16 protein-coding genes are annotated in these 14,156 nt (G+C 73.4%); 7 read left to right on the plus strand and 9 right to left on the minus strand.

The window, feature by feature from the left end; genetic code table 11:
* Positions 1–50: 50 nt before the first annotated feature.
* On the plus strand, positions 51–374 hold the full coding sequence (locus tag AB0F81_RS07510) for a hypothetical protein (protein WP_360192519.1): 324 nt from the start codon (positions 51–53) through the stop codon (positions 372–374).
* 140 nt (positions 375–514) lie between these two features.
* Complete coding sequence (locus AB0F81_RS07515) at positions 515–1,006, plus strand: hypothetical protein (RefSeq protein WP_360192521.1); 492 nt, start codon at positions 515–517, stop codon at positions 1,004–1,006.
* Here the strand turns inward: AB0F81_RS07515 and AB0F81_RS07520 are convergent.
* Both AB0F81_RS07520 and dacB read right to left on the minus strand, forming a co-directional pair.
* Positions 1,003–2,043, minus strand: coding sequence for a winged helix DNA-binding domain-containing protein (locus AB0F81_RS07520; RefSeq protein WP_360192663.1), 1,041 nt, complete (start codon positions 2,041–2,043; stop codon positions 1,003–1,005). The two genes, AB0F81_RS07515 and AB0F81_RS07520, sit on opposite strands and share 4 nt — an antisense overlap.
* Positions 1,934–3,601: a D-alanyl-D-alanine carboxypeptidase/D-alanyl-D-alanine-endopeptidase gene (gene dacB, locus AB0F81_RS07525; RefSeq protein WP_360192524.1), complete on the minus strand. Its 1,668-nt coding sequence runs from the start codon at positions 3,599–3,601 to the stop codon at positions 1,934–1,936. Before dacB ends, AB0F81_RS07520 begins: the two co-directional genes overlap by 110 nt.
* A 155-nt stretch (positions 3,602–3,756) precedes the next feature.
* On the opposite strand from dacB, the gene AB0F81_RS07530 reads away from it, so the two are divergent.
* The 4 genes from AB0F81_RS07530 to AB0F81_RS07545 are packed head-to-tail and all read left to right on the plus strand — an operon-like array spanning position 3,757 to position 6,630.
* On the plus strand, positions 3,757–5,013 hold the full coding sequence (locus AB0F81_RS07530) for an alcohol dehydrogenase catalytic domain-containing protein (RefSeq protein WP_360192527.1): 1,257 nt from the start codon (positions 3,757–3,759) through the stop codon (positions 5,011–5,013).
* 16 nt (positions 5,014–5,029) lie between these two features.
* Positions 5,030–5,680, plus strand: coding sequence for a GNAT family N-acetyltransferase (locus AB0F81_RS07535; RefSeq protein ID WP_360192530.1), 651 nt, complete (start codon positions 5,030–5,032; stop codon positions 5,678–5,680).
* The gene (locus tag AB0F81_RS07540) at positions 5,681–5,968 is read left to right on the plus strand and encodes a hypothetical protein (protein WP_360192534.1); all 288 of its coding nucleotides are present in this window, start codon (positions 5,681–5,683) and stop codon (positions 5,966–5,968) included. It abuts the gene before it with no gap.
* Positions 5,965–6,630 (plus strand): class I SAM-dependent methyltransferase, encoded by a 666-nt coding sequence (locus tag AB0F81_RS07545; protein WP_360192537.1) that lies wholly within the window; start codon positions 5,965–5,967, stop codon positions 6,628–6,630. Before AB0F81_RS07540 ends, AB0F81_RS07545 begins: the two co-directional genes overlap by 4 nt.
* 53 nt (positions 6,631–6,683) lie before the next feature.
* Here AB0F81_RS07545 and AB0F81_RS07550 read toward each other — a convergent pair whose 3' ends face one another.
* The 6 genes from AB0F81_RS07550 to AB0F81_RS07575 are packed head-to-tail and all read right to left on the minus strand — an operon-like array spanning position 6,684 to position 11,471.
* Positions 6,684–7,415: a dienelactone hydrolase family protein gene (locus tag AB0F81_RS07550; RefSeq protein ID WP_360192540.1), complete on the minus strand. Its 732-nt coding sequence runs from the start codon at positions 7,413–7,415 to the stop codon at positions 6,684–6,686.
* Between the two features lie 10 nt (positions 7,416–7,425).
* The gene (locus AB0F81_RS07555; RefSeq protein WP_360192543.1) at positions 7,426–7,839 is read right to left on the minus strand and encodes a DUF1810 domain-containing protein; all 414 of its coding nucleotides are present in this window, start codon (positions 7,837–7,839) and stop codon (positions 7,426–7,428) included.
* A complete protein-coding gene (locus AB0F81_RS07560) occupies positions 7,832–8,227 on the minus strand; it encodes a ChaB family protein (RefSeq protein WP_360192546.1) in 396 nt (131 codons plus the stop codon). Before AB0F81_RS07560 ends, AB0F81_RS07555 begins: the two co-directional genes overlap by 8 nt.
* Positions 8,214–9,302: a glycoside hydrolase family 32 protein gene (locus AB0F81_RS07565; protein WP_360192549.1), complete on the minus strand. Its 1,089-nt coding sequence runs from the start codon at positions 9,300–9,302 to the stop codon at positions 8,214–8,216. Before AB0F81_RS07565 ends, AB0F81_RS07560 begins: the two co-directional genes overlap by 14 nt.
* A 60-nt stretch (positions 9,303–9,362) precedes the next feature.
* On the minus strand, positions 9,363–10,307 hold the full coding sequence (locus AB0F81_RS07570; RefSeq protein ID WP_360192552.1) for an aldo/keto reductase: 945 nt from the start codon (positions 10,305–10,307) through the stop codon (positions 9,363–9,365).
* 57 nt (positions 10,308–10,364) lie between these two features.
* Positions 10,365–11,471, minus strand: coding sequence for a hypothetical protein (locus AB0F81_RS07575; protein WP_360192555.1), 1,107 nt, complete (start codon positions 11,469–11,471; stop codon positions 10,365–10,367).
* Between the two features lie 176 nt (positions 11,472–11,647).
* Here AB0F81_RS07575 and AB0F81_RS07580 point away from each other — a divergent pair, with 176 nt between their 5' ends.
* Complete coding sequence (locus tag AB0F81_RS07580) at positions 11,648–12,040, plus strand: MerR family transcriptional regulator (RefSeq protein ID WP_360192666.1); 393 nt, start codon at positions 11,648–11,650, stop codon at positions 12,038–12,040.
* Here AB0F81_RS07580 and glgX read toward each other — a convergent pair.
* The gene (gene glgX, locus AB0F81_RS07585; protein ID WP_360192558.1) at positions 11,996–14,104 is read right to left on the minus strand and encodes a glycogen debranching protein GlgX; all 2,109 of its coding nucleotides are present in this window, start codon (positions 14,102–14,104) and stop codon (positions 11,996–11,998) included. The two genes, AB0F81_RS07580 and glgX, sit on opposite strands and share 45 nt — an antisense overlap.
* Positions 14,105–14,156: the final 52 nt, after the last annotated feature.

The raw sequence follows: 14,156 nt of genomic DNA on the forward strand, positions 1-14,156 counted from the left end.
ATGCCCGGGCCCGGGTTGCGCGCGCCCGCCGCGGGGAAAGGTAGACGTCCATGGTCTTGGTGAAGAGAGGCTCCCGGCTGATCACCGTGGACGGCGCCGTCTATCGCTGGCGGGTCCGGCGGCGGCCCACCTTCCCGCAGGCGCTGGCGGCCGCGCCGCTGTCGTTCGCGGTGGAGCGTGCCGAGCGGCGGGGTTCGGTGCTGGTCGCCACCATGCCGGGCCGGCTGCCGGACGACTGGATCGGGTCCGCGGCGGGCCCGGTCGTGCCGTCGCTGGTGGCCGCCGTGGTGCGCCGGGCACGCGAGCAGGGCTGGCGGCCGGACCGGCCGGGACCGGCCTTCTTCCTCACCATCGACACGGTGAGTAACCGGTAGATCAGGGCGGATAGGACTAAATCTGACCAGCGGCGGCCGGGAGGCAACGCTCGGTCACCGAGCGGTGGAAAGACGGACGCAGATCACACGGGCCGAGCCCGGCGGCGCCACCACCGATCGCATCGGTAACCTTGCCCGTCATGCGCAGATCCACCACCACCGCTGCCGTCGTCCTGTGCACCCTTCTCGGGCTCGCCGGCTGCGCTTCCTCGAGCGAGTCCGCCGCACCCGGCGCCGCACCGACCACCCCGGCCATCATCCCCGGCCTGGACGACGGAACCCACCACACCTGCACCCTCGCCAACCAGGCCACCCTGGGTGAGGCGGGCCGCGACCTCGACGTCGCGACGGCCAAGGACATCGTCTCGGCCGGCCGCACGTCGCAGAGCACCCTGATCACCAGCGCGGTGAACGTCCTGGAGTCGGCCGCGCTGCGCGCCGAGGCCGCGGCGGGCACGCCCGAGGAGGGCGCCCTGGCGGCCGAGGTCGGCCCGGCGATCCTGCAGGTGCAGACCGTGTGCAAGGACGTCGAGTCGCTCAAGTCGAGCATCGAGTCGCCGGGCACCGGTGGCGGCGGCGCGGAGGGCGCCGACGACTCGGACGCCGGCGACCGGGTCGACGGCAAATCCTAGCCGACCACGATCTCCTGGGCGGCGCCCGGCGCGTGGAACGCGAGCAGCGCCGCCCCCTCGGCCTGGATGCCGTCGAGCTCGGCGGCGGTGAGCCGCCGGAACGGCCGCACGGTGAGGGTGGCCGCCTTCCGGCCGGCGGCGATCCGCCAGGTGGCGGCCGCGAAACCGTCCGCGAGCACGGTGCGCGGCTGCTCCATGTTGCCGCCGCCCCAGCCCTGCACGGTGTAGTCGACCGTGACGACCCGGGTCCGGTCGGCGTGCGAGAGCAGCAGGTTGTCGAAGTCGTACAGGAAGCGGACCGGGGCCTCGGTGTCCGCGTCCGGGCGTGGCGCGTCCGGCAGGTCGAACAGTTCCGCGCCGTGCTCGTCGCGGAAGGTGACCAGCCGGGGCCGCAGCCGGTCGGCGACCTCGGCCAGCCGGGTCAGCCCGCACCACTGCTGGGCGTCGCGGACCGTCGCCGGGCCGAACGCGGCCAGATAGCGCAGGAACAGCTCGTCGACCGAGGGCTCGGCGGCGAGGGCGGCGCCGGGCCACTGCTCCAGCGGCAGGTGGGCCGGGCGGCCGCTGCGCCCCCACACGCCGCGCGGCGGCACCTGCACCAGCGGCATCCACATCCGGGCGGCCTGGGCCAGGGCGGCCGGATCGTGCCCGGGGAAGTCCGGGGCGAGGGCGCGGCCCAGCTCACTGAAGATCATCGGGCGTTCGGCGAGCGCCTTGCCGGCGGCCTCGACCAGACGGCCGCGGTCGACGCCGGTCAGGTGCCGGCCGAAGGCGCCCATGGTGCTGCGCACGATGACCGGCTCGACCAGCGGGCGCAGCCACCGGCAGTCGTCGACGGTGACCAGGTGGATGGTGGAGCGCATCAGCGCCATCCGGACGATCGCGCCCTCGGTCAGCAGCGCCGCGGTCGGGTCCGCGGTGTAGTCCTCAAGCCGGCTCCAAAGCCCGACGTACCAGGTGTGCGGGGTCTGCGCCTGCAGACCGCCGAGCCGGGTGAGCGCCTCGGGCACGGTGAGCCGGGCCCGCCGCAGCAGCATCTGCCGGGCCAGCGTCGCGCGGTTCAGGGAGCGGCGGTCGAGCGTTCGTGAGGTCACGCACCGAACGATAGGGGTCATTGCGGCCAGTTTCTGTCCGCTTACTGCCGGCCAGCGCGACCGCGAGCCGGTCCAGCACCCCGCTGGCCCCGGTCAGGGTGTGGTTGACGATCGCGGCGAAGACCAGCCGCCGGCCGTCCGCGCCGGTCACATATCCGGAGAGCGCGCTGACGCCGGTCAGCGTCCCGGTCTTGGCGCGCACGTTGCCCGCCGCCGCGGTGCCCCGCATCCGGTCGCGCAGCGTGCCGCCGGCCAGCGGATCCGGGTCGCCGGCCACCGGCAGGGCCGCGTACCAGCCGGCGAACCAGGGACGGTGCCGGGCCGCGGCCAGCACGGTGGTGAGCTGCCGCACGGTGACCCCGTTGCGGCGGCTCAGGCCGGAACCGTCAGCCAGGGTCAGCACGCCCGGGTCGGCGCCGAGGCCGGCGAGGGCCCGCGACATCGCCGCCAGGCCGGTCGGCCAGCCGCCGGGCACCCCCGGCGACGCGGCCCGGCCCATCGCCTTGACCAACAGCTCGGCGTGCCCGTTGCGGGACAGCTTCAGCACGGCCGGCACCAGCCGGTCCAGCGGCGCGGAGACCTGGGCGGTCACGGTCCGGGCCGATGCCGGCGACAACCCCTTGACGGTACGGCCGGACAGGGTCACGCCGTGACGGCGCAGGGCGGTGCGGAACAGGCCGGCCGAGGTGGCCGCCGGATCGGGTACGGCGACGAGCTCCGCCCCGGGCGAGGTGACGGTGCCGGAAACCACGATCGTCCGGCTCCCGTGCCCCCGGGTCGCGACCACCTCACCGGCCGTCCCGGTGACCGCCCGGTTGACCACCCGAACCGTCGGCGTCGGCGGAAAGACGCTCACCACCGGCGGTATCCCGGCGCTGCCTGGCCTCCCTGGCCTCCCGGGCCTCCCGGGCCTCCCGGGCCGATAGCGGATCTCTACCGCCGCCGTGTCGTAGCGCTCCCCCGCCGCGAAGGTCAGCGCCGAGACCGGGGCCGCGTCCGCGGACGGCTCGTCCTGCCACGACCAGTCCAGCCCGAGCGGAACCCGGTCGAACCACGAGTCGTCGGCCACCAACCGCCCGGTCACCCGCCGGATCCCGGCCTTCGCCACGGCCGCCGCCAGCGCGTCGAACCGCGCGACCGTCATCGTCGGGTCCCCTTGCCCGTGCAACAGCAGGTCGCCCCGCAGCCGCCCGGCCCGGACCGTGCCGGTGTGCCGGACCGTGGTGCGGAACCGGTACGCCGGCCCGAGCACCTCCAGCGCCGCCGCCGCGGTGAGCAGCTTCTGGTTGGAGGCCGGCAGCACCCGCAGGCCGGGATTGCGCGCGTAGACGGTGGCCCCGGTCGCCTCGTCCCGCACGTCGACCGCCACGGTCGCGCCGGCCAGCCCCGGATCAGCCAGGACCCGGTCCAGAACGGACGGGAGACCCGGAGGCGGGGCAGCGGACGCCGGCGCCGCGCCGCACAGAACGAGGGCCGCCGTGACGGCCGCGGCAAAACGCATGGGCGCGATCGTCACACGCCACCGCACCGCTGCGCCGCACCGCCGCCGCGACTCACCGCCGGGTCACCCGCCGGATGATCGCCCGCGGCCTTCCCACCGAGGATCATCGATGGCAGCATCGCCTGCACACCATCCCGCAACGCCGCGGAGGGCCGATGCGCGCCGTTCTCGCCGACCTGTCGATCCCCCGGTACGTGCTCACCGCGGCCGCGCAGACCCTGCCCCGCGGCGCCGGCCGCAACGCCGGCTGGGGTGTGGCCGGACTGCTCTCGCTCCGCGACGACCTGCCCCGCCCGGCACTGCCCGGCGCGCCCGGCTGGGTGCTGCTGCGCCCGGAGCTCTCCGGCATCTGCGGCAGTGACACCGCGGTCGCGCACGCCCGGTCGTCGCCGGTGCTCAGCGGCTACTTCTCGGCGCGCCGGCAGATCCTCGGCCACGAGATCGTCGCCGTCGTCGCGGCGACCGGGCCGGGCGTCACCTCGGTGGGCGAGGGCGACCGGGTCGCCGTCGACCCGGTGCTCTCCTGCGCGCACCGGGGATTCGCACCGTGCCGGGCGTGCCGGGAGGGTCACCCGTACGTCTGCGAGCGCTTCGACGAACCCGGCGCCTCCGGATGCCACGCGCCGATCCAGGGCTTCGACGCCGCGCTCGGCGGCGGCTGGGGCGAATACCTGGTCGCCCACCAGACGCAGCTGCACCCGGTCGGCGCGATCGCCGCACGCCGCGCCGTCCTCGCCGAGCCGGCGTCGATCGCCCTGCACGCGGCCCTGCGCTGGCCGCGCCGCGGCGACCGGGCCGTGGTGATCGGGCCCGGCTCGATCGGCCTGCTGGTCACCGCCGCCCTGCGCCGGCTGCACCCCGACCTGGACGTCACCGTCGTCGGCCCGGGCACGTTCAGCCGCGACCGGGCCGTGCGCGCCGGCGCCACCCGCACCCTGGAACCCGGCCCGCACGTGGTGGAGGCGCTGGCCCGCGAGCACGGCGGGCGGGTGATCCGGCCCCGGATCACCCGGACCCCGATCCTGCAGCAGGGCGTCGACGTGGTCTTCGACTGCGTGGGGCACAGCTCCACCATCGACCTGGGCCTGCACCTGCTGCGGTCGACCGGCATGCTGGTGCTGGTCGGCAGCGCCGGACGGCAGCGCACCGACTGGTCGCTGGTGTGGAACCGGCAGCTCACCGTCCAGGGCACCGTCTACTCCGGCCCGGAGCCGGCGCTCGGCGGGCGGCCCGCCATGGCGGAGGTCGTCGAGTGGCTCGGCGATCCGGCCTACCCGGTGGACGACCTGGTCACCCACGTCTACGGCCTGGACGACTGGCGGGCCGCGCTGGCCACCGCGTCGGCCGGGCCACGCGCCGGGGCGGTCAAGGTCACCCTGCGACCCGACCCTGCGGTGCCGCTGACCGAGTGACGATCATGATGGACGGATGCTCCGACAGATCCTCGACGACGCCGCGGCCGGGCGCTTCCCACCGCCGGACGGCGGCACCACCGTGGTCCCCCAGCTCACCGGCCGCGACGCCGGGGTGCTCGCGTTCACCGCACACGCCGTGATCTTCACCGACGAGGACCCGGACTGGGTGCGCGCCACCCTGGCCGCCGCCGACTGCGACGCCCTCGCCGCCGCCATGAACCCGCGCTTCCTCGGCGCCCTGCTGGACCGCACCGGCCGGGTCATGGACACCATCGACGTGCTCACCGTGGCCGCCGCGCTGCCCGGCCCGCCGCCGGTCCCGCTGCGCGAGATCACCGACACCGACCACCCACGGGTACGGTCCGGCCGTCGCCGCCGTGACGACGTCCGGGTCTGGGCCACCGATGGCGGCATCCTGCTGCTCGGCCGCGGGGTGGCCGGCCGCTGCGAGACCGCCGTCGAGGTGGACGCGGACCAGCGGCACCGCGGGCTGGGCCGGGCGCTGGCGGTCGCCGCCCGCCACCTCGTCCCCGGCGGGGAGCCGGTCTGGTCGCAGCAGGCGGCCGGGAACGCGCGCAGCGTCCGCGCCTTCCAGGCCGCCGGGTATCGCCCGGTCGGTGGTGAGGCCCTGATGCTGCCGGCCCGCGCAGAGCATCATCGATGAATGACCGACGGATACGAGACCGGCCGGCACGCGGCGGTCGCACCGGCCGAGGTGGCCCGGGTGCGCACCGCCGACGACGCCGCGGACGTGATCGGGCGGATGCTCGCCGACCTGCGCGCCCATCCGGAAGCCTGGGAGAACCACACGCTCGAGTCGTTCCTGGAGGCGGCGCAGGAGTCGGTGCGGTCGCTGCCGGGGTACTACCGCAACCGGGGTGAGACGTATCCGTCGCGGCCGGGCTGGCGGCAGTTCACCGAGGTCCTCGTGATGGCGAGCGGGCTCGAGTGACCAGCCGGGTGCGGGCGGTCCGCCGCCGGCTCGCCCGGTCCGGTCCCGGCCGCACGCGCGGCCACCTCGACTTCGAGCGGGTGACGCTGCCCGCCCGCGACTGCGACCTGCTGCGGGACCTGCTGATCGCGGAGCGGGCCGGCACGGTCGTCGAGATCGGCCTGGCGTACGGCAGCTCCGCGCTGGCGATCGGCGAGGCCCTGCTGACCGTCGCCGCGCCCCGCCCCCGGCACGTGATCGTCGACCCGTACCAGGAGCGGGCCTTCGGCAACGCCGGCTGGGACCTGCTGCGCGCCGCCGGCCTGGACCGGATCGCCGAGCTCGTCGCGGAGCCGTCGTCGGCCGCCCTGCCCCGGCTGGTGGCCGCCGGGGTGACCGCCGACGCCGCCTTCGTGGACGGCAGCCACCGGTTCCACGAGGTGTTCGTCGACCTCTACCACCTGCGCAAGATCGTCCGGCCGGGCGGCCTGATCGTCCTCGACGACGACTGGGCGCCCCCGGTGCGCACCGCGCTGCGCTACTACGAGCGCAACCTGGGCTGGACGGCGATCCCGGGCGCCTTCGCCGGCGGCACCTACCGGGCGGAGGTTCCCCGCTGCCGCGCGGTGCGTCTGCCGGACCCGGCGTTCGAGCCGCCGTTCCAGGACTTCCACCCGTTCTGACGGGCTCAGCTTCAAGACGGGCTCAGCTTCTGACGGGCTCAGCTTCTGACGGCTCAGCGGCCGGTGAAGAAGGAGACCGCCTCGGTGAGGGCCAGGTCGGTGAGGACCGGGTCGTGGCGCGGGCCGACGTCGCGCATGAAGGCGTGCTCGCCGCCCTGGTAGATGTGCAGCTCGACGTCGTCCCTGCCGGCCGCGTAGAGCGCGGAGACCGTCTGCAGGCGGGCGTCGGCCGGCACGTGCGGGTCCTGGGAGCCGAAGACGATCAGCAGGCGGCCGCTGATGTCGGCGGCGCGGGCCAGCGAGCCGGGGTCGTCGGCACCGAGCGAGCCGCTGTGCAGGCCGGTCGGGTAGAAGCAGACGGTGGCCGCGACCCGCGGGTCGAAAGCGGCCCGGAAGGCCAGGTGCCCGCCGATGCAGAAGCCGGTGGCGTAGAGGTCGGTGACGTCGGCGCGCTGTTCCAGGTGGTCCAGCACGGCCACCCGGTCGGTGTCGAAGTGCGCGGTCGTGGTGGCGGCGGCGCCGGCCAGGCCGGCCGCCTTGCCGGCGTCGTCGAACTCCAGCGCCACCCCGGCCAGTTCGGTACGCGGGTAGATCTCCGGCACCGCGACCACGAAACCGTACGACGCGAGCCGCCGTACGGTGCGCAGCGTCGACTCGGTCAGCTGGAAGATGTCGGTGTAGAGCAGCACCCCGGGCAGCGCCTCGTCGCTCGCCGGGCGGACCACGATTGTCCGGATCTCACAGTCGGGGGCGGTGACCCGTACCTCGTCCTCACGCAACTTCATGATCGTGACCCTAGCGGTCGAGCAGGTCCACAGTGCGCTGATCGGGCCCGTCGTAGTAGTGGTCGAGGACCCGCTCGAACAGCGCCGGGTCGTCGGCGGCCCGGGCGAACAGGGTCATCGACGAGCGCAGCTTCAGGTCGTCCGGGTAGCCGAGGATCCGCTCGGCGTCGCGGCCCTCGTGCCGCAGCAGCGCCGCGCAGCACTCGGTCAGGCGCGGGCCGAGGACCGGGTGGGCCAGGTAGGCGCGGGCCTCGGCCAGGTCGCGGATCGCGTAGCGCTGGGCGGTGGGGCTGGAGCCGAGGCCGGCGAGCTGCGGGAAGACGAACCACATCCAGTGGCTGCGCTTGCTGCCGGCGGTCAGCTCGGCCAGCGCCGTCTCGTAGATCCCGTCCTGGGCCCGGACGAACCGATCCAGATCATTCACGCGCGCGCCGGGTCTCCCGCTCGTTGGCTTTCTGGATCGCGTCGACCAGCTCCGGCTTGGTCATCCGGGACCGGCCGGAGATGTCCAGCCTGCGGGCCAATCCTAGAAGATGTTCCTTGCTGGCGTTGGCGTCCACGCCGCCCGCGGTCTCCGCGCGGGTGCCGCGGCCACCGGCGGCCTTGGCGTCGCTCGGGCCCTTCTTCTCCTTCGGCTCCCAGTGGTCGCCGACCTTCTCGAACGAGTGCTTCACGGCCGAGAACGCGGTGCGGTGGGCGCGTTCGCCCTCGCCGTACTGGTCGACCGCGGAGTCGTGGGTCTTGATGAAGGTGTCCTGGGCCTTCTTCGGGGACCGTTTCAGGGTCTCCGGCAGTTCGTCACGTCCGGGCATGCCCCCTGGGGTTCCCGCCGCCCGTGCCGCCGAAACGGCCCACCCGGGCGCCGGCCGGCCCCGGCAGCGGGCGCCGCGCCGCGCCGAGCCCGCTCACCCCCTCGACGGTCACCTCGACGATGTCGGCGTCGGCGAGGACCAGGGTCTCGCCGCCGGCCGGCATCCGCAGGATCAGCTCGCCGTTGTCGCGCACCTCTCCCCCGGCCGCGGACAGGCCGGTCAATCCGTTGATCAGGTAGTGGTCCAGGTGCGGGTGCGGGGTGGCGAGCAGCCGCTCGTCGCGTACGGCGAGGATCCAGGGCAGAGTGAACGTGCCGGCCCAGGCCGAGCCGGGTGGGGCCGCCGTCTCGCCGAGATGGGCGAGCGCGCAGCGCCGCCCGGCCGCGTCGAGGAAGGTGGCGGCGGGGCCGAGCCGGCCCCGGCCGAAGATCCCCCAGGCGCGGGCGGTGAAGCCGCGGCCGTCGTAGTCGCCGACCGCGTACGCCTCCTCGCCGCCGCCGTCGGTGACCAGCAGCACCCAGCTGCCGTCGAGCGGGAACAGCCGTGGGCAGCCCCAGGCCGGCCCGGAGACGATGACCCCGTCGTAGGTCCAGCTCACCAGGTCGGCGGAGCGGTACTGCACGACCGCGCCGGTGTCGCCGCTCAGCCGGCCGCCGAGCAGCATCCGCCAGCCGTCGGCGGCCGCGAACACGTACGGGTCGGACAGCTCGCTCACCCCGTCCGGCGGCGCCGTGATCAGCGGCTGGGCCGGTTCGGCGCGCCAGCCGGCCGGACCGGGCGTCGCGACCGCGCGCATCACCCGCCCGTCGGCGCGGGTGAAGAAGAGCGTGGGCCCGTCCGGCCCGGCGAAGACCGTGCCGCAGCCGGGGTCGGCGGGTGGCGGGACCACCTGCCGCTCGGTCCAGAGGACCAGGTCGTCGGAGGTCGCCCAGCCCCAGCCGGAGACCCCGCCCGACTCCGGGCGATGCTCGTAGTAGACGTGGTAGTGCCCGTCGGCGGCCAGGACGCCGAAGAGCTCACCGACCCGGCCGGCGCGCGGGGTGAAGTGCAACCGGGGCCGCAGTGCGCGTTCCATGCCTCTGCGTAACATCACCGGGGCCCGCGCACCAGAGCGCGCGCCTGCCAATGCGAAGGATCAGGCGGCCGCGTCGAGCCGTTCCCGCTGCTCGGCGGTGAGCTGGAGCCCGCGGGCGGCCATCGCCTCGTCCAGCTGCGCGGCCGTGGTCACCCCGACGATCGGGGAGACCGGGACCGGGCCGCCGGCGAGCCAGGCGAGGACCACCTGGTTGCGGGTGGCGCCGAGCTCACCGGCCACCTCGTCCAGCGCGGCGAGGCGGCGGGCGGTGCCGGGGTGGTCGTACGCCGCGGGCAGCGGCCGGTCCGGCCGGGTGTAGCCGCCGTCGATCAGCGTGTTGTACGCCCACAGCCACATCCCCTCGGTGGCCGCCACGTAGTCGAACGTCTCCGGCGACGCGTGCACGTGCCCGCTCTGCGGCAGCGCCACACCCGGCGCCGGCTGCAGGTACGACCAGCGCAGCTGCATCGTCGTGTATCCGGCGAGCCCGCGCTGGGCGGCCAGCTCGCGGGCCTGCGCGACCCGCCACGCCGGGTGGTTCGACGCGCCGAGCCGGGCCACCCGCCCGTCGGCGACGAACTCGCCGAGCGTCTCCACCGTCTCGGCCAGCGGCACGGTCCGGTCCTCGATGTGGGTCCAGTACAGCTCGACCCGGTCCACCTGCAGCCGCTCCAGGCTGCCGGCCAGCGCGGTGCGCAGCGCCGGGCCGGACAGCCCCTCCACGTGCTCCGGGTAGCCGTTCGGGACGGTCGGTTCCGCGCCGCCCTTGGTGCTCAGCCTGATCCGCTCCCGCATGCCCGGCCGCTTGGCCAGCCAGTTCCCGATGACCGTCTCGCCCTGCCCGCCGAGCCCGCTGTCGTGCAGCCACCAGGCGTAGTTGTTCGCCGTGTCGATCCACTCGCCGCCGAGGTCGGTGAACTGGTCGAGCAGGTCCATCGACTGCGCCTCGTCCACCCGGGTGCCGAGGGCCAGCGCGCCAAGAACGATCGTGATCTCGTTTGCCATGCGACAGAGCCTGGTTGCTGGAGCGCGCTCCAGGTCAAGCGCGCCCCAGAAAAAAGATCAACGAGTCACTGTCACCGGTGTGGTGACCGTGAGCGGGACGGAGGCGGCCGGGGTCCGGCCGACCGTCAGCACGTGACCGGGCCCGCGGACCAGGCCCTTCGCCGTCACCGTGTAGGACACCTTGCCGCCCGGCTGCGCTGCGGCACTGGTGACCCGCAGGTCACTGGTGGGCACGGTCCCGGCGGGAAGCTGGACTCCGGTGGTGCCGTCGGCGTTCTCGGCGCCGACCGTGACCTGCTGGCCCGCATTGATCGTGTCGAACCGGTAGGCGAACTGGACGTCCTGGACGCCGTTGATGCCCAGCCACACCTGGAAGACCTTCTGGTCGGCCGTGCCGCGGGTGTTGACCTGCCACTCGATGACGATCCAGCTGCCCACACCGTCGGTCAGGACGTTGGCCAGCGCGCCGGTGGTCCCGGTGCCGTCGAGGTCGCCCCAGAACGGCGCGATGACGTTGTTCGGGCGGGCCGGGTCCGGCAGGGTGCCGGCCGGGCTCACGTCGGCCTGCTCGCCGCCGCCGGCCACGAGGTAACCGTTGGAGGTGATGCCGACCCTGGCGTACGACGTCTCGTTGAAGACGAACCCCGGCACGTCCAGGTTGAAGATCGTCTCGTCCTCGAGCGGGATCACGGTGTTGCCGCCGAAAGCGGTCAGCGGGATGTAGCCGAACAGCTGGCCGGGGTCGGGCGCGACCGAGACCGGGCCGGCGGCGCGGGTGCCGGCCAGCGTGGCGCGCGGTGCCCGCGCGGTGAACGGCGTGGTGAGGGTGGCGCCGGCGGCCGCGGTCATCGGCAGGTTCAGCGTGGTGACGGTGTTCAGGTCGACGGTGGTGCTCGCTGCGCCGGTGTTCTCCGCGGTGATGGTGCACGTGGTGGTCTGCCTCACCGCGACCGAGGCCGGGTCGCAGGCCTGGCTCAGCTTGACCGGACTCTCGGCAGCCGGGACAGCCTGCCGGCTCGCCGCGGCGCGCGCCGGCGCCGATGCGGTCAGTTCGATGCCGGCAGGCCGCAGCTCGTCGCGGTCCGGCGCGGCCTGCGGGGGCGACGCGGTGAGCAGCGCGAGTGCGGCAGCCGCCGCCGAGGTGATCCATGTGGTACGAGACATCGGTGTCCCCCGTAGTGACAGGAAATGGTCCCGTCGAGCATGGGGAGGGATCGACCGGAGTAGAAACGCTTCTGTCCATCAGGTGTCACCACGCGTGACCGTCCGGACCGGGGTGGACCGGCCGATCAGGGCCACGCCCGCTACCCTGTCGGCATCGATACGAGCTACGGGGAGGCATCGTGCCGTACACGCCGGGTGAGGCGGCCGGACGGATCGGGGTCAGCATCGACACGATCCGCTACTACGAGAAGATCGGCCTGATGCACGGCATCCGCCGCGACTCGGTCGGCCGGCGGGTCTTCTCCGACGACGACCTGTCCCGGCTGGGGCTGCTGCGCTGCCTGCGCGACTCGGGCATGCCGATCGCCCGGCTGCGACGTTTCGCCGAGCTGCTGCAGGGCGGCGACGAGACCGCTGATCAGCGCACCGCCCTGCTCGAGGAGCACGACCGGGAGATCGACGAGAAGGTCGCCCAGCTGCGCCGCGAGCAGGAACGGGTGCGCGAGAAGATCCAGTGGTACCGGTCAGTATCGACAGCGCAGCACGGCGAGGCTGTGGCGCATCACTGAGGCCGCCGAACCCGCCTTGAAGGTCTTGCGCCGGCCGGCCAGCAGCGGGTCCGCGGTGTTGGCCACCAGTTCCCACGTGCGCCCGTAATCGCGTCCCGGCAGCGTGAACGCCACGTCCTCGTCGAGCGGGTTGAACAGCAACAGGAACGAGTCGTCCCGGATCTCCTCGCCCAGCGCGTCGCGTTCCGGGATGCCGTGCCCGTTGAGGAAGACGGTCATCGTCATGCCGCTGCGGGTGCTCCAGTCCGCCTCGGTCATCATCTCGCCGTCGCGGCGCAGCCAGGCGATGTCGGGCAGCTTGGAGTCCCCGGCCGGTTCGCCGGTGAAGAACCGGCGGCGCCGGAAGATCGGGTGCTCGGCGCGCAGCTTGAGCAGCCGGTGCACGAACCCGGTGAGCACGTCGTAGTTGCGCGCGTCCGCCCAGTCCACCCAGGCCAACTCGCTGTCCTGGCAGTAGACGTTGTTGTTGCCCTCCTGGGTACGGCCCAGCTCGTCGCCGTGCGCGATCATCGGCACGCCCTGGCTGAGCAGCAGCGTGGCCAGGAAGTTGCGCTTCTGCCGTTCGCGCAGGGTGACGATCTCCGGGTCCTCGGTGGGCCCCTCGACACCGCAGTTCCAGGAACGGTTGTGGCTCTCGCCGTCCCGGTTGCCCTCGCCGTTCGCGTCGTTGTGCTTCTCGTTGTACGACACCAGGTCGTGCAGCGTGAACCCGTCGTGCGCGGTGACGAAGTTGATCGACGCGATCGGCCGCCGCCCGTCGTCCTGGTAGAGGTCGGAGCTGCCGGTGAACCGGGACGCGAACTCGCCCAGGCTGGACGGCTCGCCGCGCCAGAAGTCACGCACCGAGTCGCGGTAGCGCCCGTTCCACTCGGTCCAGTTCGGCGGGAAACCACCCACCTGGTAGCCGCCGTCGCCGACGTCCCACGGCTCGGCGATCAGCTTCACCTGTGACACCACCGGGTCCTGGTTGACCAGGTCGAAGAACGCGGCCAGCCGGTCCACCTCGTGGAACTCGCGGGCCAGCGCCGAGGCCAGGTCGAAGCGGAAGCCGTCGACGTGCATCTCGGTCACCCAGTACCGCAGCGAATCCATGATCAGCCGCAGCGACTCGTGGTGCCGCACGTTGAGGCTGTTCCCGGTGCCGGTGGTGTCGTAGTAGTACTGCTTGTCCTCGTCGACCAGCCGGTAGTAGGCCGGGTTGTCGATGCCCCGGAACGACAGCGTCGGCCCCAGGTGGTTGCCCTCGGCGGTGTGGTTGTAGACGACGTCCAGGATCACCTCGATGCCGGCCTGGTGCAGCGCCTTCACCATCGCCTTGAACTCCTGCACCTGCCCGCCGCCGCCGGCGAACGAGGCGTAGCCGTTGTGCGGGGCGAAGAAGCCGATCGTGTTGTAACCCCAGTAGTTGGTCAGGCCGCGCTCGATCAGGCTGCTGTCGTGGACGAACTGGTGCACCGGCATCAGCTCGACCGCGGTGACGCCGAGCCGCTTCAAATACTTGATCATCACGGGGTGGGCCAGCCCGGAATAGGTTCCGCGCACGTCCTCCGGGATCTCCGGGTGCCGGATCGTCATCCCCTTGACGTGCGCCTCGTAGATCACCGTCTCGTACATCGGGATCTTCAGCGGCCGGTCGTTGCCCCAGTCGAAGTACGGGTTGATCACCACCGACCGCGGTGCGAACGGCGCCGAGTCGGCGTCGTTGGACGACTTCGGATCCCCGAACCGGTACGAGAAGAGCGACTCGTCCCACCGGTAGTCGCCCTCGATCGCCTTCGCGTACGGGTCCAGCAGCAGCTTGCTCGGATTGCACCGCAGCCCCCGCGACGGGTCGTGCGGCCCGTGCACTCGGTAGCCGTACCGCTGGCCGGGAACCACCCGGGGCAGGTAGCCGTGCCAGACCAGGGCCTCCCGTTCCGGCAGGTCGATGCGGGTCTCGGTGCCGTCGTCGTCGAACAGGCACAACTCGACCCGGTCCGCGGCCTCGGAGAAGAGCGCGAAGTTGGTTCCGCCGCCGTCGTACGTGGCACCCAGCGGGTAGGGGTTGCCCGGCCAGATATGCATGGCCCCACGATGCCCAATGCGCGCACATGAGGAAACGCCCGGCCGCTGTGAC

Source organism: Actinoplanes sp. NPDC024001, from assembly GCF_040638955.1.
Lineage (GTDB): Bacteria > Actinomycetota > Actinomycetes > Mycobacteriales > Micromonosporaceae > Actinoplanes.

What these genes read in the sequence shown, in the direction of transcription:
- AB0F81_RS07510 (WP_360192519.1), top strand. Translation starts at nt 51, where the DNA reads ATGGTCTTGGTGAAGAGAGGCTCCCGGCTGATCACCGTGGACGGCGCC.
- AB0F81_RS07515 (WP_360192521.1), top strand. Translation starts at nt 515, where the DNA reads ATGCGCAGATCCACCACCACCGCTGCCGTCGTCCTGTGCACCCTTCTC.
- AB0F81_RS07520 (WP_360192663.1), bottom strand. Translation starts at nt 2,043, where the DNA reads ATGCTGCTGCGGCGGGCCCGGCTCACCGTGCCCGAGGCGCTCACCCGG.
- dacB (WP_360192524.1), bottom strand. Translation starts at nt 3,601, where the DNA reads ATGCGTTTTGCCGCGGCCGTCACGGCGGCCCTCGTTCTGTGCGGCGCG.
- AB0F81_RS07530 (WP_360192527.1), top strand. Translation starts at nt 3,757, where the DNA reads ATGCGCGCCGTTCTCGCCGACCTGTCGATCCCCCGGTACGTGCTCACC.
- AB0F81_RS07535 (WP_360192530.1), top strand. Translation starts at nt 5,030, where the DNA reads ATGCTCCGACAGATCCTCGACGACGCCGCGGCCGGGCGCTTCCCACCG.
- AB0F81_RS07540 (WP_360192534.1), top strand. Translation starts at nt 5,681, where the DNA reads ATGACCGACGGATACGAGACCGGCCGGCACGCGGCGGTCGCACCGGCC.
- AB0F81_RS07550 (WP_360192540.1), bottom strand. Translation starts at nt 7,415, where the DNA reads ATGAAGTTGCGTGAGGACGAGGTACGGGTCACCGCCCCCGACTGTGAG.
- AB0F81_RS07560 (WP_360192546.1), bottom strand. Translation starts at nt 8,227, where the DNA reads ATGCCCGGACGTGACGAACTGCCGGAGACCCTGAAACGGTCCCCGAAG.
- AB0F81_RS07565 (WP_360192549.1), bottom strand. Translation starts at nt 9,302, where the DNA reads ATGGAACGCGCACTGCGGCCCCGGTTGCACTTCACCCCGCGCGCCGGC.
- AB0F81_RS07570 (WP_360192552.1), bottom strand. Translation starts at nt 10,307, where the DNA reads ATGGCAAACGAGATCACGATCGTTCTTGGCGCGCTGGCCCTCGGCACC.
- AB0F81_RS07575 (WP_360192555.1), bottom strand. Translation starts at nt 11,471, where the DNA reads ATGTCTCGTACCACATGGATCACCTCGGCGGCGGCTGCCGCACTCGCG.
- glgX (WP_360192558.1), bottom strand. Translation starts at nt 14,104, where the DNA reads ATGCATATCTGGCCGGGCAACCCCTACCCGCTGGGTGCCACGTACGAC.